Source organism: Pseudomonas sp., assembly GCF_028293835.1.
Taxonomy (GTDB): Bacteria; Pseudomonadota; Gammaproteobacteria; order Pseudomonadales; family Pseudomonadaceae; genus Aquipseudomonas.
This window is the reverse complement of sequence record NZ_JAQGNX010000089.1, coordinates 41,528-60,805: the sequence shown is the minus strand read 5'-3', so window position 1 is coordinate 60,805 and position 19,278 is coordinate 41,528. Positions and strand designations below refer to the sequence as shown.

The window sequence follows — 19,278 nt, the reverse complement described above, 5'->3', positions numbered from 1 at the left end:
GAGATTTACATGAGCCATTACCTCTACGGCGCCAACGTCCAGGCCAACGGCATACGCCAGCACTACTTGCGTTACGGTGGCAAAGGCCTGCCAGTGATCCTCATTCCGGGCATCACCAGCCCGGCAGTGACCTGGGGCTTCGTCGCCGAGCGCCTCGGTCGGACTTGTGATGTGTATGTCCTCGACATTCGCGGGCGCGGCCTGTCCGAAGCGTCGGCGACGCTGGACTATAGCCTCGACGCCCAAGCCGCCGACGTCGCTGCATTCGCCGTCGCCATCGGCCTTGAGCGCTACACGGTGGTGGGTCACTCCATGGGCGGCCGCATCGCGATCCGCATGGCCCGGCAGTTCAAACCCCAGGCATTGGAGCGTCTGGTTCTCATCGATCCGCCAGTCTCAGGCCCGGGTCGGCGCGAATACCCGAGCGGTTTGCCGTGGTATGTCGACTCGATCCGTTTGTCCTTGAAGGGCATGGACGCTGACGCCATGCGCACCTTTTGTCCGACCTGGACCCTTGAACAACTGCGCCTGCGGGCGGAATGGCTCGCGACCTGCGATGAACGCGCCATCGTCGCCAGTTATGAGGGCTTTCAGAACGACGACATTCATCAAGATCTGCCGCACATCGACGTGCCGACCCTGTTAATGGTGGCCAGCCGCGGCAACGTCTTGCTGCCAGAAGACATCACCGAAATTCAACAGCTGATGCCCGACGTGACGGTGGTCCGCGTTGAGGACGCGGGGCACATGATTCCGTGGGACAACGAGGAAGCGTTCTATCGGGCGTTCGGCGATTCCCTCGGATTATCCGTGTAAGAGGACAACGACATGGCTATTAGCGATATTGATCTGATCAACGCCTGGAAACAGGTCTTGACCCTTTCCAGGCTCAAGGCCGGTGACATTGTTACCGTGCTGACCAGCGACACCACCCATCCGCAAACCCTGCGCACCGCCATCATCGCGGCAAGCAGCCTCGATGCGCGGGTCAACCGCCTCGATTTGCCGCCGGTCAATGGCGAAAAATCTCATAGCCGCGACAGTCTGGCGTACCTGGGCACGACCCCGCTGACAGGCAACCGAGCGGCCATCGCTGCACTCAAGGAAAGCGATCTGGTGCTGGACTTGATGACGCTGTTGTTCTCCCCCGAACAGCACGAAATTCTTGAATCCGGGACAAAGATCCTGCTCGCCGTTGAGCCACCGGAAGTGCTGGTGCGGATGGTGCCCACCGAGGCTGACCGTGCTCGGGTCATCCGTGCCGCCGCTCAGCTCGAAGGTGCCAGGGAAATGCACATCACCTCGGCGGCCGGAACCGACCTACGCTGCCCATTGGGGCAATACCCCGCTATCAAGGAGTACGGCTTTGTCGACGAGCCCGGTCGCTGGGACCATTGGCCGAGCGGCTTCATCCTTACCTGGCCCAATGAAGGCGCGGCGAACGGCCGTATCGTGCTGGATAAGGGCGACATCCTCTTGCCGCAGAAATGCTACTTGAACGACCCCGTCACTTTGACGGTGACAGACGGGTTCGTGAGCGCTATCGAAGGCGGTCTGGACGCCGAATTGCTTAAAGACTACATGGATGCATTCGACGACCCCCAAGCCTACGCACTGTCCCACATCGGTTGGGGTCTGCAAAAACGGGCCCGCTGGTCGACGCTCTCGCTTTACGATCGCGAAGCCACCATCGGCATGGACGCTCGCGCCTTCGAGGGCAACTTTCTGTTCTCCATGGGTCCGAACAACGAAGCCGGCGGTGATCGGGTCACGGCGTGCCATATCGACATCCCGCTGCGCAATTGCACGGTCAGCCTGGATGACAACGTAGTGGTGCGCGACGGCAAGGTAATCGGCAATCCGGCGTAGACATCGCCGTGGGTACGGGCCGTATCCAGGACAGTTTTTACAGATTCCGTTTTCACCAACTCAGCCACAAGGAACGTAACCATGCAACGCGACGAAGCGATTTACCAACGCCAGGGCTTTGGTGCCCGACTGGGTGTCCAGGGCCAGATAGGGCTGTTGATTATTGATTTCGTGAACGGCTTCGCCGATCCAGCGGTTTTCGGCGGCGGCAATATTCCCGCTGCCATCGCGGCGACGATTCCCGTGCTGGCACAAGCACGCAAGCGCGGCTGGCCGGTGGCGCATAGCCGCATCGTTTATGCCGACAACGACAGCGACTGCAATATTTTTGCCCTGAAGATTCCTGGGATGCTCACGCTCAAGGAGCAGCACCCCAACAGCGCCATCGTCGCGCAACTGGAACCGGCCGAGGGCGAATTGGTGGTGCGCAAAACCGTACCCTCGGCATTCTTCGGCACGGGACTTTCGTCCTGGCTCACCCAGCACGGCGTACAAACCTTGCTGGTCGCTGGTTGCACCACCAGCGGCTGCGTGCGTGCCAGCGTGGTGGATGCCATGTCTTACGGGTTTCGGCCGGTGATCCTGGAAGACTGCGTGGGCGACCGCGCCTTGGCACCCCATGAAGCCAATCTCTTCGACATGAGCCAGAAAAACGGCGATGTATTGAGGTTCGACGCGTTCTTGAAAGATCTTGATAGTTAACGCATCGGCAATGACTCATTGAGCCGTGGTGATATCATTCGACGCCTCATCGCTGCACCGTAAGGATGTATGGCGTCTAATAAATTGAGGCAACATGGACAGCGTAAATATCAGCGGCCGACGTGGCGTACCGAACAAGCGGCGCGAGCCAGCCAACAAAAACAAGCCGGGGCGGCCTGAAGGGTTAAGCAATGTCCGGGACGAGATTCTGGACGCGGCTGAAATAATCTTCGCGGACCATGGCTATGCCGGCACAACGCTTCGCGAAGTGGCGGAAGCGGCCAAGGTCACGCAGGCGCTCATCAATTATTACTTCGGCTCCAAGTTTGGCCTGTTCGAACAAGTGTTCTTGCGGCGCGGAAGCAAGATCTCCGACGAACGACTTGATCGGCTCCATGAACTCAAACAGTCCGGCCAATACGATGTGAAGAACATCGTTCTGGCCTTCCTCAGTCCGACCCTGGTATTACGCGAAACCAAGGCGGGGCGCGCGTTCATTCGTCTGCAGGCACGCTTGCATACCGAGCCACCAGAAGTTTCCTACAAACTGCGAAACGAGGCTTATAACGCCTCCACCAAAGCCTATGTCGAGGCCTTTCGCGAAGTGCTGCCGCACATTACCGAATGCGAAGCCTATTGGCGGGTCACCCTGATGGTCGGTGCTTATATGTATGCCTTCTCTGATACCCATCGTCTGGAAGAATTGGCCGGTGGGGTGTGCAATCCTGAGGATTCTCAGGAAGTGCTGGAGCAGATGAGCGCGTTCGTTACCGCAGGTTTGCAGGCGCCCTCAATTAACTCCAAATGAGTATTCCATTGTCCTGATGCTTATCTGACGGACCTGTCCGCGCCTCGACGCTCATCGTGTGATTACCTTCCTTACAGTTCCAGGGTGTCGGGGGGACGGTCAACGTGTGGAGTGTTGAAGGTGGGGGCAACGTATGGTTATGGTTGGTTAGACTGCGTTTTTGGCTCTCATGACCATCGTGTTCCTTCCAAGAAGCTTATTCTTAGCCCTTCTTATCTCTAAGACTCTCCAACAGCCTTGCTGTCTACCCACATACACACCGTCCCCGTCAGTCCGACGAATCACACAATTTCTTATGCAGACTAGTATTCTCAATGAAGAATAACTAATGTGAACGTCTGCCTGAATATGGCATGGCTCATCGATTTCGACTGCGGCGCTTCAAAAAATAAAAATAAAAAGGACAGAGTTCAATGAAGACCCTGATGTATCCGGCAATTGCACTGATGAACCGCCTGAGCTTCGCCATGAAGTTTGGTCTCATGAGCATGCTTTTTTTCCTGCCCATGCTGGGCACCAACGTGTACCTGGTCAGCGACTCATACCACCAGTACATGGCCACGCAGATCGAGCTGAAGAGCCTTGATCTCCTGGGCACCAGCTTGAATCTGCGAAGGGACCTGGAAGCGCTGAGCAACCTGGCCGAAATCAACGCGGTACTAGGGCCTTCCGGCAAGAACGATGACTTGGAGTCTCGCATCGCCACGCTTGAACAACAGGTGATGAGCACATTGCAACGGCTGACAGCGGTCAGCCTCGATAACGACCAGATTGCCACGTTCAATGCCAAACGCGACCAAATGGTCAAGGAGTTCAAAGCTCAGCAGACTGCCCCGTCGTTGCAGAACAAAAGCCTGCTAATCGAAAGAATGCTGGCCGATGCTCAACTGTTTTGCCGGATCATCGCCAGCCAGGCAGGGCTAAGCCAGGATGATGAACCTGAAGTTCGTCAGCTTATCGATCTGGTCAACACCGTTACGCCGCAGGTGACGTCATTGCTGGGTCAAGGTCGCTCAATGGGGACTTACTCATTAGCGCAGAATATATTGAATACCACCGCCAACGTGAAGTTCGACATCCTGCTCAATGCCTTGGACAAACTGGACGCGGACTATGGCCTAAGGCTGGACGAAGCAATGCTTGCCAGCCCAGGCGCCAACCAGCAGTTACAGGCACTGGCCTCGACCAGTCGGACGTCCCTTAAACAAGGTGCAATGTTGTTCGAAAAAAATGTGGTAATGGCCGACCCGCTCGAGATGCCATGGCACCAGTTTTATGACCAGACTAGCGAGCTGATGGCACAAACCTATGGACTGAACGAGGCCACTCTGCACGTGCTCGACGATGAATTGCGGGACCGCCTGGCGCAAAAACGCAACAGCATGCTGACATTGAGTGCCGCCCTCGCCTTGATGTTCGTGACGATCTTTTATTTGTATGCGGCATTTTATATCGCGACCCGCAGCACGTTGGGCAGTCTTCGACAGATGATGGACAAAGTCGCTACAGGCGACATGACCGTCAGCTTCCATGCACAAAGCCGCGATGAGCTGGGCGACCTTGGCCTGGCGTTCAATACCACCGTGCAGAAGATCCATGACTTGATCGAAAAAGTGGGTAGCACCGTGGGCGAGGTTCAGCTTCAGGCAGGCCAGGTAGAGACGGTGTCGGCGCAAAGCAGCGTGGCCGTTACTGACCAGCGGGGTCAGATTGAACAGGTCGCTGCCGCAATGAATCAAATGACTGAAACGGCTCAAGAAGTTGCTCACAGCGCAGTCGCTGCAGTCGCCAGCGCACGGAATGTCAATCTGGAAACCGCCAGTGGCCGCGGGCTGCTGGATTCGCAGCAAGAAAGCATCACGCGACTGGCCGAGGAAATAGAGCGCTCGGTTGCTGTAATCAACCAACTGGCAAATGACAGCGCGTCGATCAGCACAGTCCTGGACGTAATCAAAAGTATCGCCGAGCAAACCAATTTACTGGCGCTTAATGCGGCGATCGAAGCCGCTCGGGCTGGCGAGCAGGGCCGGGGATTTGCCGTTGTTGCTGATGAGGTACGGACGCTGGCCCAACGAACCCGACAATCCACCGACGAGATTCAACAGACGATCAAGGTTCTGCAAAACGGCGTAGGGGCTGCAGTAACGGCTATGGGACTGAGTCATCACACCGCCAACGGCGCGGTGGGCCAATCAGGGCAGGTTCAGAAAGCGCTGGTGAATATACTTGATGCCGTCGGGCAAATCGTCGACCAGAACCAGCGAATCGCAACCGCTGCCGAGCAGCAGATGACGGTCGCTCAGAATATCGACCGCAACATCATCGCGATCAATCAGGCGGGTGAGCGTACTGCCTCCGGAGCCCATCAGACTGAACGTGCCAGCGGTCAGTTGACTGTCCAGATAGCTGAACTGAAACATCTAATCGGGGCGTTTCGTGTTTGATCCTGACGATTCAAGCGCAACAACGCCTTTAGCCTCGCGTTTATAAAGCGGTCGCCTTAACCGAGCATCAGGCGCTGATGGGCCAGATGCCTTGGCTCATCAACGCATTGAAGGTTTCACTAAGCCCCAGCGCCGCGCAGGGATAGTCGTGGCGTACCCACCATAGCCACAGTGCAAGCAGCCCGCCCACCAGGCTGCGCACAGCGATCTCGCCACGCAGGCCGTTGGTGTCGTAGGCGTTGTGCTTTTTCATATGCTCACGAACCTGAACCACGAGCATGTTTTCAAGGTGTGCCAGGACTATTTCCCGCGACGTCCCGCCCATCAACGACGTCGTTAATGCGGCGTGTTGTTCGGTCGCTACGAACAACCAGCCGCAGACGTCCAGAACCACTTGTTCTCGATCCGCTACGTTAGTGAGTTTTATCGCGGGCGCCCCCATGACCCCGTAGCCGGCGACCAGAAGGTCTTCTTTATCGCGAAAATGGGTATAGAAGGTCGACCGTGCAACACCTGATCGGTCGAGAAGATCCTGCACGGTGATGTCGCAGTAATCCTTCTCCAGGGCCAAGTGATACATGGTCACCAGCATTAGCTCGCGGGTGCGTTGCGCGCGCAAGGCATGTCGGTCGCCGCTGACATCCGACTCATGGGGCCAGTCGGCAACGGTTGGAATGTGCTGATTCATCCGGAATCTCTACGTGAGAGGCTTGGTGAATTTCTTTTTGTGATGGTTGTTAAACAGTTTTGTGATTAATGTTTTAACAATCTTCGCCAAGACTGTCACAGCCCCACGGAGCAAGCAAGCAGCGGTGTTCAGCACTGTTCAACAACTCGATTTCCAGCCATACCGAACAGATCGCGATATCTGTCCGTTGTGGATGTGCAGCGACGGTTTTAGAGTCCGCTCTGTCCAGTACAGAGACGGGAAAAATAACAATGAATCCTGATCAACACGGCACAACCTCATGCATTTGTCCGCTCGCTTTCGTCAGTCCGCCCATGTGCCACGGCGGCTTTTTCTCAGCGTTGCTGAACACCCACTCGGAATCGTTTTCCTGCAGAGCTGAACAATAAAAATGCACAAATCCTACGACTACATCATTGTCGGCGCAGGCTCTTGCGGCTGTGTAATGGCAAACCGACTGTCCGATGATTCCAGCGTGTCGGTGCTGCTGATCGAAAGCGGCCCGGAAGACAGCAGCGCCATGATCGCCATGCCCCGTGGCATTGGCAAGCTGCTGGCGCGGGGCAATCCCCATGTCTGGGACTATCAGGCCTCCCGCGGCAAAGGTCTCGGTGACGAACTTTGGCTCAAGGGCAGAACCCTCGGCGGCTCCAGTTCCGTCAACGGCATGGTCTATGTGCGTGGCGCTCCGGCTGATTACGACGCCTGGGAAGCCAATGGGTGCAGCGGCTGGGGCTGGAAAGACATTGGCCGGCAGTTTGTCGCCCTCGAAGACCACCAGTTAGGTGCTGCCCAGTGGCGCGGCGTGGGTGGCCCGCTGAAAGTCAGCGTGCATCCTTCCGGCGATGAATTATGCGACGCGGTGATTGCCGCCGCCGCTGAGCTCGGAACGGTCAAAGTCGCTGACACCAATCACGTTGACTCGGTGAAGCACGGCGGCTTCGGCTATCAACCGCAGACCACGTGGGGCGGACAACGCTTTAGTGCGGCTAAAGCCTTTCTCGACCCGGTGCGCCAGCGCCTCAACCTTACCGTGCTCACCGCTACCACAGTGGAGCGCATCGAGTTCAAGTCAGGTCGAGCCGTGGCGCTTCAGCTTCGCGATGCGTCGGGTCAGAGCACGGTAGGTATCGGTCGTGAAGCCGTACTGTGCGCCGGGGCGATCGAGAGCCCGAAATTGCTGCAACTGTCGGGCGTCGGTCCAGGCGATCTGCTGCGTTCGCTGGACATTAAAGTGGTCAGCGATTCGCCTAATGTCGGACGCAACTTGCGTGAGCACCTGTACATCGCCATGCAGTACCGGGTTACCCGAGGCAGCTTCAATCACTGTTTTTCCGGCTTCGGGTTGTTGCGCTCGGTACTGCGTTATTTCATCAGCAAGAAAGGCCCTATGACCCACGCCGCCCACGAGGCCGGTGGTTTCGTCAAAACCCGCAAGGGCCTGGAGCGTCCCGACGCGCAAATCGGCGTGAGCTTGTACTCGATGCTCGGCGACGGCAACAAAGTGATGATCGACAAAGAGCCGGGCCTGACTCTCGGCGGCTACTTTTTGCACCCCGAAAGCCAGGGTGAAATCCGGATTCAGTCCAAAGACCCCTCTGTGGCGCCGCTTATCGATGCCAATTACCTGAGCTCCGAAGTTGATCGCATTGCCGGTGTTGCGCTGGTCCGTTGGTTCCGGCAACTGGCTGCGCAACCCGCGCTCAAACCGTTCATCGTCAAAGAACTCACTCCCGGCAGCGACGCGCAAAGCGACGAGCAAATCCTTGCAGCCGTGCGCCGTTTCGGCCAAACCGCCTTTCACGTTTCCGGCACCTGCCGCATGGGTGCCGACCCGGCCTCGGTGGTCGATCTGAACCTGAAGGTACGTGGTGTGGAAGGCTTGCGCGTAGTCGACACCTCGGTGATGCCGACCCTGCCGTCTGGCAACACCAACGCCCCGGCCATGGCCGTTGCCATGCGCGCCGCTGAACTCATGACCGGCAGAACCGAAGGAGCGACACGCTGATGAACATCCCCTTTACTCATTTGGACAAGCTGTACATCGATGGACACTGGGTGCCCGTTGCGGACACCGAAGCCGTGCTCAATCCGGCCACCGAAGCCGTGATTGGCCATGCGCCGGTGGGCGACCAGAGCACCGCAGAGGCGGCCATCGCCGCAGCACGCCATGCCTTCGATCATGGGCCATGGCCGCTGATGAGCATGAGCGAACGCGCCGGCTATCTTCGCCGCCTGCATGGGGCTCTGGTTGCTGAGCGCGAAGCCATTGCCGCGCTGATCATTGCTGAAGTCGGCTGCTCCCAAGGGGTGACGTATGGGATGCAAGTGGATATGCCGCTGGGCCATGTGCTGACCGCAATCGATCAGTCGTTGAACGGTGAACCACGACAAATATCCACTCACGCAGCGCCCAACCCCTTCAATCCTGGCGGCCCGTTATTGCTAGGCGGCGGCAGCATCGAGCGCGAGCCGATCGGTGTGGTGGCAGGCATTACCGGTTACAACTTTCCGTTCCTGCTGAATCTGGCGAAAGTGTTCCCCGCCCTCCTCGCCGGCAACACGCTGGTACTCAAGCCTTCGCCATTCACGCCTTACTCGGCGTTGCTGTTCGGGCAATTGGCCGAACAGATCGGGCTTCCCGCCGGGGTGCTCAACGTCATCACCGGTGGCCCACACATCGGCGCGCTGCTAAGCAGTGACCCGCGCGTGGACATGGTTTCTTTCACCGGGTCCGAAGCTGTCGGCGTCAGCATCATGAGCCAGGCCGCTCCCACCCTGAAGCGAGTGCACCTGGAGCTTGGCGGTAAATCAGCATTAATCGTGCGCGCTGATGCCGACCTGCAGATGGCCGCGATGGCGGCAGTCGGCGGCTTGACCGTAAACGCTGGCCAAGGCTGCGCTTTGCTGACGCGTTTCGTGGTGCATGAGTCGATTCGTGCGCCGTTCATGCAGATCGCTCAGGCCATCGCCAGCCAAATCAAGGTCGGCGACCCCGCCGACCCGACGGTGATGATGGGACCGCTGATCCGCGAATCGCAACGGGCCAAAGTCCAGGGCTTTATCGACCGTGGCCGCGACAGCGGTGCGCGCCTGGTCTGCGGCGGTGGACGCCCAGCGGGCCTGCCACGCGGCTTCTTCAGCGAGCTGACGCTGTTTGATGACGTGCGCAATGACATGGAAATTGCTCAGGAAGAAATCTTCGGTCCGGTGGGCGTGACGATTGGTTTCGAGACAGATGAACAGGCGCTGGCCATCGCCAACGATTCGCGCTTTGGCCTTAACGGCGGGATTTTCACTGCAGACGCTGCCACTGGGCTGGACATGGCCCGGCGCATTCGTGCCGGAAGCGTGTACCTCAATGGCGGTGGCGGGCAGATGCCCTATGCGCCTATCGGTGGCTTCAAACGCTCCGGCATCGGCCGTGAATTCGGTCCCGACTGGCTCAAAGAATTCACCCAGGAAAAGTCGATCATTTACCCGATTGGCCGTTAAGTCAGCCAGCGCGTTTCCCGAACCACGTAGTAACAATAAAAATAAGGTAAACCGATGAAAGACATGACCTTCCAGGGACGCAATGCCGTCACGCGCGGCGCCATCACGCTGTTGGTACTGGGCGCCAGCGGCCTGGCCTGCGCCGACTCGATTGACCTGCCCAACCCTGACTATCAGTTGCGCTGGGACAACACCGTCCGATACACCCTGGGAATGCGCACAGAAGGTCAGGACAGCCGCATCCTCAACAACCCCAACTACGACGAGTCGGACGGCAAGTTCAACAAGGGCGACGTCGTTACTAATCGCCTCGACCTACTGACCGAACTGGACTTCTCCTACCTCAACAACTGGGGCGCACGTATGAGCGCTGCGGGCTGGTATGACCAGGCCTACGACGATGGCAGCGTCAGTCCGAGCAACCCTGCGTACGGCACAAGCTACAACAACAACCACTACAGCTCGCAGGTCGACCGCTACGTCAACGGTCCTTCCGGTGAAATCCTGGACGCCTTTGTCTGGAAAAACTTTTCACTGGCCGGAGCCTTGGTCAACGTAAAGGTCGGTCGGCAAACCAACTACTGGGGCGAAGGCTTACTGTTCGCAGCTCACTCGATCTCTTACTCCCAGGCGCCTACCGATGGTGTGAAAGCGGTTACCAGCCCAGGGATCGAGATCAAAGAAGTGTTCTTGCCAGTCGGGCAGATATTTGCCAAAGCGCAGGTGACCGATGCGCTGACCATCGCTGGGCAGTACTTCTATGAGTGGGAAAACACCCGGCTGCCGTATGGCGGCACTTACTTTGGTCCCGCAGACCCGTTCTTCGAAGGCACCGATCGGTTGCCGTTGGGCGGCGGGCAATACCTTAACCACTCATCCTCCAAGGACGGGCGAGCCAGTGCCAACTGGGGCGTGATGGCCAAGCTTAACGTCGAGTCCATCGAATCGAACTTTGGCGCCTACTACCGCCAATTCGACGATTACCAACCGTGGCTGGCTCCGGAAATCCGCTTCGCCCAGGCCGACTATCGTTTGGTTTACCCTCGTGACGTCAAATTGGTGGGCTTAAGTTTTTCCCGGGTCATCGAGTCGGTTTCGGTGGGTAGCGAATTGTCCTATCGCATGAACGGTGCTTTGAACGCCACCGCCGTGGACCCAACCGATGACGAAGGTCCGCGCGGCGACACCCTGCACTTTATCGCCAACGGCGTTTACCTAATGCCCCGCAGCTTCCTGGCTGAGAATGCCACCGTCGTCGCCGAATTTGCCTACAGCCACCTTGAGCGTGTGACTGAACACAAAGAATTGTACGACGGCGTCGGTCAACCGGGTTGCGTCAATGAGCGTACCGGTGTTGCCGGTTCAGGCGATAAGTCTGATGGTTGTTCGACCCGCGACTATTACGGTTTGGCCGTCAACTTTACGCCGACCTACCTGTCGATTTTCCCGTCATGGGACATGGACGTACCGATCACCACCAACTACGGCCTGCACGGTAACGCTGCCACTGCGGGCGGCGGTAACGAAGGCGCTTTGTCCTGGTCAGCCGGGGTCAAGCTTACCTACGCCCAACGCTACGAGTTTGGCTTGCGTTACGCCGACACCACCGCTCAGTCGAAAACCCTTGCAGGCAACACCGTGGGCGGCAACGGCGGCGTAGGCAGTACCGATCGCGGCTGGTTGGCCTTCACCTTCAAGACCTCTTTCTAAGCAGCCAGACAACTTTTCTGCTTGGTCTCCAACAAGAATTCAGGAGAAACGCCCGTGTTACGACATCCAACCCCTACTCTGGTCCTGGCCTTCGCGCTGCTCGGTTGTTCAGCCGCCAGCGTCGCCGCAGTCACCGCGCAAGAAGCCGCTGAACTGGGAAAAACCTTGACCCCATTCGGCGCGATTCGCGCCGGCAACGCCGATGGTTCGATACCGGCCTACGAGGGCGGTCTACGCACTGCACCGCCGGGCTTCATAGCAGACAGCGGGTTCTGGGTCGACCCGTACAAAGATGAAAAACCGCTGATGCGCATTGATTCAAAAAACATGGACAAGTACGCCGACAAGCTCAGCGAAGGGCAGAAAACGCTGCTCAAAAAATACCCTGAATACTACTTGGATATTTTCCCGAGCCACCGCACTACCGCTTACCCGCAAGAAGTCCTCGACGCCACTGTACGTAACGCTGGTACCTGCAAAACCCTCAACGATGGGTTGGCAGTAGACCCGGTGTGCCGGGGTGGTCTGCCGTTTCCGATTCCTAAAACCGGCAACGAGGTCATGTGGAACCAACAACTACGCTACAAGGTCGGCCATGGTTACTCGACCACCTCGTCTTCCAACAGTTGGGTGATCGATGCCAATGGCCAAATCACCAAAACCGCCGAGCAAAGGACATTCGAAGAGCAGCCTTTCTATCAGGTCAAGCAAGCTGACCGCGACCCGCAGATGTACGCTCGCGTTTACGCGCTGGACAAATACCCGGCGCGCAGTGCGGGCCAGTTAATCGTACTCGACGACTACCTGGACCCCATTGCCAAGCCACGTCGGGCCTGGAGCTACACCCCCGGCCAACGCCGCATCAAACTGGCGCCCGAGTTCGGTTACGACACGCCGGTATCCAACCAGGGCGGGGTCAACCTGTTTGACGAACTGCAAATGTTCTCCGGCGCTCAGGATCGTTTCGACTATAAATTGGTCGGGCGTAAAGAGATGTACATCCCGTACAACGCCTACAAACTCTATTTTGACTGCAAACAGGAAGACCAATTTACACCGCACCACGCTAACCCTGCGTGTGAGCGCTGGGAGCTGCATCGGGTATGGGTAGTAGAAGCGACGCTCAAACCAGGTATGCGTCACGTTTACAGCAAACGCACCTATTACCTCGATGAAGACAACTTCGGTACTGGACTGTATGACGCCTGGGATGCAAGTGGTTCGTTGTACCGTTCGATCTTCCTGAGTGGGGTACAACTGTATGACAAGACCCTGCCTTATAACGTGAAAAACGTCAGCTATGACTTTAACAAGGGCATGTGGGCGCTGGTGAACGATGGGCTCAAAGGCGGCTATAAGTTCTTCGACACACCGCGTTCCGAATTGGAAATGAACGCCGAAGCCATTGTTTCCAGAGAAACCCAACGATAACGGATTGGAGTCCACTATGGCCACGGAACTGAATCGATGCTCTGACCGGTTCAGTTTCGTTCTGGCTGACGGAACCGAAGTGTTTCCGGTTCAAGTCAACGGTCAGGATAACGCGGCGCCCCACTACCGCATTTCCTGCGGACGACGCGGCGCCCATGTCTTGATATCCAGCGAAGATGTCAGCGAATACACGATGTGGCATAAGGTCGTTTATCAGGGCTATGCAGTACGCTGTAAATCAAAAGACGGCGCGGTGTGCGGCATGTACCGGCATCAACCGAAGCGGGGCTGATGCATAGACTTATCTCGGAAGACCACAGACCAACTAAGCTCAAGCCCCAATCGCCATAGAATGGGAGTATTAGCTTGAACCATCTGATGATTGCACTGATTGTTTTCATCTGCGTATTCGGCAGTGCCTTGCTGGGGTTGTACGTACGAGAACACTTGCCAGCGCACCACTTAAACGATGAATCCGTAAGCGTGGTGAAGCTGGCCACCGGCCTGATTGCGACCATGGCCGCGCTGGTATTGGGTTTGTTGATCTCATCCGCCAAGAGCACCTTCGACACGACCAACGCCGAGCTGGTACAGAATGCCGCCATGGTCATTCAACTCGACCGCGTGCTGGCGAGGTACGGGCCGCAAACCCAGGAAATTCGCGCCCTGCTGAAAGCCAGTTACGCAGGCGCAGTGGATATCATAGCCTCAGGCGACGATACGCAACTGGCGCGCCTCAACAGCGCCGAAGCAATCAACCGCTCTGAAGGCTTGCAGCGCAAGGTGCAGGAACTGGTCCCCGGCAATGATGTGCAACAGGCCGCCAAAGCCCATGCCCTACAAATCGTTGATACGGTCTTCGCCGCCCGGTGGCTGACGCTGCTTCAGGCCAACGGCTCGATTCCGTTTACCCTATTGGTCGTACTGGTGATTTGGCTATCGATTATCTTCGGCACTTTCGGTCTGTTCGCAACGCGCAATGGGACCGTTATCGCCGCTCTGATGATGTGCGCGCTCTCGACTTCAGGGGCGATATTTTTGATCGAAGAACTTAACCGGCCACTGGATGGACTAGTCGGCGTGTCAGTCGCACCCATGCGCGATACGTTATCGCGCATGGGTCAATAACCACTCGGATCAGCGAGCCTTCTTCAGCAGAAAGTGCGACAGCGCCGGGATCAATACCAGCGCCCCGACCATGTTCCAGATGAACATGAAGGTCAGCAAGATGCCCATGTCTGCCTGGAACTTGATGGGTGACCAGGCCCAGGTCACGACGCCCGCTGCCAGGGTAATGCCCACCAGCGCCACCACCTTACCGGTGAACCCTACGGCGTTGCGGTAGGCCTCAGTCAACGACAACCCCGCACGCTGCTGTGCCAACTGCACGCTGAGCAGGTACAGCGCGTAGTCCACGCCGATGCCAACTCCCAGCGCAATGACCGGCAATGTCGCCACTTTCACGCCCATGCCAAGCCAGACCATCAACGCTTCACACAAAATGGAAGTCAGCATCAAGGGCAACACCGCCACCACCACCGCGCGCCAGCTGCGGAAGGTAATGAAGCACAACACGATCACCGCGCCATACACGTAAAACAGCATAGTGTGGTTGGCTTCGCGGACGACGATGTTAGTGGCGGCCTCGATCCCGGCACTGCCAGCGGCGAGCATGAATTGACGGTCACCGGTGCTGTGTTCACGGGCAAACGCCTCCGACACCTGTACCACTCGGTCCAGGGTTTCGGCTTTGTGATCCGAAAGGTAAGCCACGATGGGCATCATGGAGCAGTCGTTATTGAACAGCTCCGGGTTGTTCACTGAAGCCTGTTGCGCTGCGTAATTCAAGACATTTTGATTGCGCGCGAGGGTCAGCCACTTGGGGTTGCCTTCGTACGAACCCGCTGTAATCTGCCGCACCGCGTTGACCAGCGACACGGTGGTTTGCACGCCCGGTTGCTGCTGCAATAACCAACCCAGGCGATCCGCTTCGATCAGGGTTTCATATTTCAGACAACCTTCGCTGGGGGTTTTGAGCATGATCGCGAACTGGTCGCTGGACAGCGAATAGTTTCCGGTGATGTAAGCGTTGTCGCGGTTGTAGCGCGAATCCGAACGCAACTCCGGCGCGCCGGGATCGAGGTCGCCGATCTTCAGGTGCGAGGCGACCACCAGGCCGCCTGCCGCCAGCAAGCCCGCTACCGACACAGCCACCGTGGCCCAACGCCGTTCGGTGAAACGATCGAGGAAGCGCCAGAATGCCCCCAGTCCCTTGGCGCTCGCGTCTGGGTTTTCTGCCCGCAGGCTGCGCTGTGCGGCTTTGCCACTGACCCCGAAATAAGACAGCAACACCGGCAGCAGCACCAGGTTGGTGAAGATCAATACCGCTACACCGATGCTCGCGGTGATCGCCAAATCCTGGATCACCGGAATGTCGATGAACATCAGTACCGCGAATCCCACCGCGTCGGCCAACAAAGCCGTGAGGCCCGCGAGAAACAGACGGCGGAAGGTGTAGCGTGCCGCGACCAACTGATGTGTGCCGCGCCCAACGTCCTGCATGATGCCATTCATCTTTTGCGCGCCATGGGACACGCCGATGGCGAACACCAAAAACGGCACCAGTATCGAGAACGGGTCCAGCGCGAAACCGAGCAGCGCCACCAGCCCGAGTTGCCAGACCACGGCGATCACCGAACAGAGGATCACCAGCGCAGTACTGCGCACGCAACGAGTGAAATAAAAGATGATGGCGGTGGCGATCAGCGCAGCGGCGCCGAAGTACATCATGACCTGCATCAGACCATCGATCAGGTCGCCCACCAGTTTGGCAAAACCGATGACCCGGATTTTGATCGGGCCCTTGCCCTCCTCCCCTGCACTGTGGGAAGCACTTTGGCCGGCGAATTCAAATTTATTGCGCAGCTTCTCTTCAAGCTGTTGCGAGAACGCATGGTAGTCGATGGATTGACCCGTGACAGGGTCCTTCTCCAGCAGCGGCACGAAGATCATGCTGGATTTAAAGTTATTACCGATCAGACTGCCAACGATGCCCGAGCGCGCGATATTCATGCGCAACTGTTGCACCGACTGCGGTGAACCGTCGTAGGAATCCGGCATCACCGGACCGCCCTGAAAACCCTCTTCGGTGACTTCGGTCCAACGTACTGCGGGCGTCCACAGCGACTTCATCCAGGCGCGATCCACGCCAGGCATCAGGAACAGGTCGTCGCTGATCTCCTTCAATGCTTCCAGGTAGTGTTGATCGAAGATATCGCCGTCGCTGCTTTCCACCACCACCCGCACCGCGTTGCCAAGGCCACGCAAGGCTTGACGGTTTTCCAGGTAGTTTTTGATGAAGGGCTGACTGTGGGGAATCATCTTCTCGAAGCTGGCATTAAGTGTCAGTCGAGTGGTCGCGAAAAAGCTCAGCGCGACCGTCACCACCAGGCAAGCCACCACCACCCACCGCCGGTTATTGAAAATCAGGCGTTCCAGCAGGTTTCCGGAGCGCGCATCGAAGCTCTTCAGCTCGCGGATCACCGGCATCGTATCGGTTTCGTATTTACCCATGACGTGGCAGATCTCTTGGTGAAACGGCAAGTGGGCTCATTCGAGGGGCAACTGGCGCAGGCCACGGGAGCCCGCCAGGACCAGCGATCCGGAACCTGACATCAGCGCGGCGGCCACCGGGGCCAAGCTTTTTTCGGGCTGGAGCTTGAAATTCACGCCGTTGTCGGCGCTGATCAGCACATGCCCGGCCTGGCTGAGCAGCACAATTCGCCCGTCTTTGGTGACGGTGCCGGCGGTGATGGTCAGCGGCAAACCCAACTCGACCTTGGTCCAGTTCTTCCCGTCATCGATACTGCGATAGACATTGCCGCGCAGCCCGTAAACCAGGGCCATGCCGGGTTTGCCGGTGATACCGAAAAAGGAGCCGTTGTACGGCATGGGTGTGGCGTTGAAGTGGCCGGCGACCGGGTCCAGTTTCAACACCAGGCCTTGCTCGCCGACGATGAACAACTGGTCGCCAATCGGGCGCAACGCGTACAGGTTCAGTGCGCTGGGATTGTCGGTGCGGTCCAGCCAGGGAGTCCAGCTACGGCCACCATTGTCGGTGCGAAGAATCAGGTTAAACGCGCCAACCACATAGCCAACCTGATCGTTCTCGAACCAGACATCGAGAAAGGATTGGTCAGCACCTTCGCTCATTCGCTGGGCATCGGCCACCCGAGCTATCAATGCCTCATTCGCGGGCTGGACCGCCAGTTGTTGCCGGTAATACGCGAGCACCATCGGACCTACCTGACGCCCGTCCAGTTGCCGATCCCAGGTCACGCCGGTATCGCTGCTGTGCAGCACCACCCCGTCGTGACCCACCGCCCAACCTTGGCTCGGTGTCGCAAAGTACACCGCCACCAAGTCTGAACTGACCGGAACCTGGGCTTGCAACCAGTGCTGACCGCCATCATCGGAATAAAGGATGTGTCCGCGTTGACCGACAGCAACCAGACGGTCGCCGGCGTTGGCCAATCCGGTGAGCATGCCCTTGGCCGCCAGTTCGCTGTGCATGGCTGGGGTATCCAGCACATCAACGAAATCGGCGGCGACCACAGGGCGAAGAAAGGGCAGTGCCAACGCGCCGAGTAATCCGGCCAGGGCTACACACTTAAACGTATTCATGGTTGTTTCTCGGGTAAAACGCCACCGCGAACCTGGGGCCCGGCGGTGGCAAATACCGCTTTGGAGTTGTGTTAGCGAATACCGGTGCCGGCCAGCGACTCTGGCACCCATTGAGCCTTGGACTGAGGCTCGATGTACTTCAGGCCACCATAAGGACCATAGAAACCATTGAGGTTGTAAGCGCCGGACACAAAGTCGTAGAGCATATGATTCAGGGTGTCTGGAGCTTGCACGTCATAGCTGTAGGTCAGGTGTGCAAAGCCGCCACGAAACAACTGACCGCGCGCGTCATACTCGTCCGAAGCCAACACGGTCCAACTGTCCTCGTCGAGGTAGAAGGTGCGCTTGGTGTAAATGTGGCGCTTGCCCGGTTTAAGCGTGGCTTCGACTACCCATACACGGTGCAGCTCCCAGCGCATCAGGTCCGGGTTGACGAAATTCGCGGTGGTCACGTCCGCTGCTTTGTCGTGGTAATTCAGCTTGTAGGTGTTGTACGGAATGACCATTTCCTTCTTGCCGACCAGCTTGAAGTCGTAACGGTCCATGGCGCCGTTAAACAAGAAGGCATCGTCGTAGGTTGCTGTGCCGGTGGTGCCGGGGTTCGGCGTGTCGTAGGCAAGGTCGGGGGCAAGTTTGACTCGACGTTGCCCCGGCAAGTACTGCCAGGCACGACGCGGCTGTTTCAGCGGATTGACCGCGTCCATCAGCAATAGCGCTTCACCGGCACGACGCGCCGGGCCGGTGTACTGCAGCTTTATCTTGTAAAACACTTCCTCGGCAGCCACCGGGCCGACCGGGCGATTGGCTGCATACAACGGGTACTCAATGAAGAACATACCGGTGGAGCTCAACGAAGCAGCACCCGAGGAATCGACATTCCAAGAGTCATACTTGTTGCTCATGGCGACGCCTTGATAGCGCATCAGGTGGTTCCACATCGCTTCATTGCCATTGGCCGGGATCGGAAACGGTACGCCTGGTAGAGCGTTATCCAGCGCCAGGCCTTCGTCCGAAGTCTTGGCACCCACGGCATTCTTGGCGGTGTTGGCCAGCACTTGCGCGGGCATGCCCACGGTTCGATGGGTCGGGTAAACATCGACCCGGAAGTTCGGGTAACGCTTAAGCAGTTCTTGGGTCGACGCCGTCAGTACCTTGGCATTTTCAGCGGCGTTTTTCTCGGTAATGACCACCCGCGGCTTCTCGCCGTCAAACGGGTCGGGCCGTACCGAACTGCCTTTCTGGTAGCTGGCTGGCGGCGTGTTCAAGCCGCCGGAGAAAGCGGGAATGGTGCCGTCGGCGTTGCCGGCCTTTTCAGCACCGACCCCCGTCAGCGTAGTGCCGAGCTGCGCGGCCTGTTCGGGTGATACCGCGGCGTGCGCAGTACCGGCAATAGCCAGCACCAGTGTGGTTGCTAGTAGCGATTTGACGAAATTCATGGGGTGTCTCCG

The 19,278-nt window shown here is 57.9% G+C and carries 15 protein-coding genes; 11 read left to right on the top strand and 4 right to left on the bottom strand.

Features of this window, described 5'->3' with window-relative positions; translation table 11 throughout:
• The first annotated feature begins 9 nt into the window (after positions 1–9).
• The 5 genes from JWR17_RS11790 (at position 10) to JWR17_RS11770 (ending at position 5,823) form a co-directional block, all read left to right on the top strand.
• Positions 10–816 carry an alpha/beta hydrolase gene (locus tag JWR17_RS11790; protein ID WP_299831541.1) on the top strand — a complete coding sequence of 269 codons (807 nt, stop codon included), beginning with the start codon at positions 10–12 and terminating at the stop codon, positions 814–816.
• Between the two features lie 12 nt (positions 817–828).
• On the top strand, positions 829–1,869 hold the full coding sequence (locus JWR17_RS11785) for a 2,5-dihydroxypyridine 5,6-dioxygenase (RefSeq protein ID WP_299831538.1): 1,041 nt from the start codon (positions 829–831) through the stop codon (positions 1,867–1,869).
• An 81-nt stretch (positions 1,870–1,950) separates the two neighbouring features.
• Positions 1,951–2,571: an N-carbamoylsarcosine amidohydrolase gene (locus JWR17_RS11780; protein ID WP_299831535.1), complete on the top strand. Its 621-nt coding sequence runs from the start codon at positions 1,951–1,953 to the stop codon at positions 2,569–2,571.
• Positions 2,572–2,665: 94 nt separating this feature from the next.
• Complete coding sequence (locus JWR17_RS11775) at positions 2,666–3,379, top strand: TetR/AcrR family transcriptional regulator (RefSeq protein WP_299831533.1); 714 nt, start codon at positions 2,666–2,668, stop codon at positions 3,377–3,379.
• 413 nt (positions 3,380–3,792) lie between these two features.
• Complete coding sequence (locus JWR17_RS11770) at positions 3,793–5,823, top strand: methyl-accepting chemotaxis protein (protein ID WP_299831530.1); 2,031 nt, start codon at positions 3,793–3,795, stop codon at positions 5,821–5,823.
• A 67-nt stretch (positions 5,824–5,890) separates the two neighbouring features.
• Here the strand turns inward: JWR17_RS11770 and JWR17_RS11765 are convergent, their stop codons facing one another.
• Entirely contained in the window at positions 5,891–6,511 is a 621-nt protein-coding gene (locus JWR17_RS11765) for a TetR/AcrR family transcriptional regulator (RefSeq protein ID WP_299831528.1), read from the bottom strand.
• A gap of 391 nt (positions 6,512–6,902) precedes the next feature.
• Here JWR17_RS11765 and JWR17_RS11760 point away from each other — a divergent pair, with 391 nt between their 5' ends.
• The 6 genes from JWR17_RS11760 (at position 6,903) to JWR17_RS11735 (ending at position 14,275) form a co-directional block, all read left to right on the top strand.
• Positions 6,903–8,519, top strand: a complete 1,617-nt coding sequence (locus JWR17_RS11760; RefSeq protein ID WP_299831525.1) for a GMC family oxidoreductase N-terminal domain-containing protein — start codon at positions 6,903–6,905, stop codon at positions 8,517–8,519.
• Positions 8,519–10,006, top strand: a complete 1,488-nt coding sequence (locus JWR17_RS11755) for an aldehyde dehydrogenase family protein (RefSeq protein ID WP_299831522.1) — start codon at positions 8,519–8,521, stop codon at positions 10,004–10,006. Before JWR17_RS11760 ends, JWR17_RS11755 begins: the two co-directional genes overlap by 1 nt.
• Positions 10,007–10,060: 54 nt before the next feature.
• The gene (locus JWR17_RS11750; protein ID WP_299831519.1) at positions 10,061–11,716 is read left to right on the top strand and encodes a DUF1302 family protein; all 1,656 of its coding nucleotides are present in this window, start codon (positions 10,061–10,063) and stop codon (positions 11,714–11,716) included.
• A 54-nt stretch (positions 11,717–11,770) separates the two neighbouring features.
• Complete coding sequence (locus JWR17_RS11745) at positions 11,771–13,147, top strand: DUF1329 domain-containing protein (RefSeq protein WP_299831516.1); 1,377 nt, start codon at positions 11,771–11,773, stop codon at positions 13,145–13,147.
• A 16-nt stretch (positions 13,148–13,163) separates the two neighbouring features.
• A complete protein-coding gene (locus JWR17_RS11740; protein ID WP_299831513.1) occupies positions 13,164–13,439 on the top strand; it encodes a hypothetical protein in 276 nt (91 codons plus the stop codon).
• Positions 13,440–13,513: 74 nt separating this feature from the next.
• Positions 13,514–14,275, top strand: coding sequence for a hypothetical protein (locus JWR17_RS11735; protein WP_299831510.1), 762 nt, complete (start codon positions 13,514–13,516; stop codon positions 14,273–14,275).
• Between the two features lie 9 nt (positions 14,276–14,284).
• Here the strand turns inward: JWR17_RS11735 and JWR17_RS11730 are convergent, their stop codons facing one another.
• The 3 genes from JWR17_RS11730 to JWR17_RS11720 all read right to left on the bottom strand — a co-directional run bounded on the left by JWR17_RS11730 (position 14,285) and on the right by JWR17_RS11720 (position 19,266).
• Positions 14,285–16,720, bottom strand: a complete 2,436-nt coding sequence (locus JWR17_RS11730; protein WP_299831664.1) for an MMPL family transporter — start codon at positions 16,718–16,720, stop codon at positions 14,285–14,287.
• Positions 16,721–16,756: 36 nt separating this feature from the next.
• On the bottom strand, positions 16,757–17,830 hold the full coding sequence (locus JWR17_RS11725) for a YCF48-related protein (RefSeq protein WP_299831507.1): 1,074 nt from the start codon (positions 17,828–17,830) through the stop codon (positions 16,757–16,759).
• Positions 17,831–17,901: 71 nt separating this feature from the next.
• Positions 17,902–19,266, bottom strand: a complete 1,365-nt coding sequence (locus JWR17_RS11720; RefSeq protein ID WP_299831504.1) for a DUF1329 domain-containing protein — start codon at positions 19,264–19,266, stop codon at positions 17,902–17,904.
• Between the last annotated feature and the right edge of the window lie 12 nt (positions 19,267–19,278).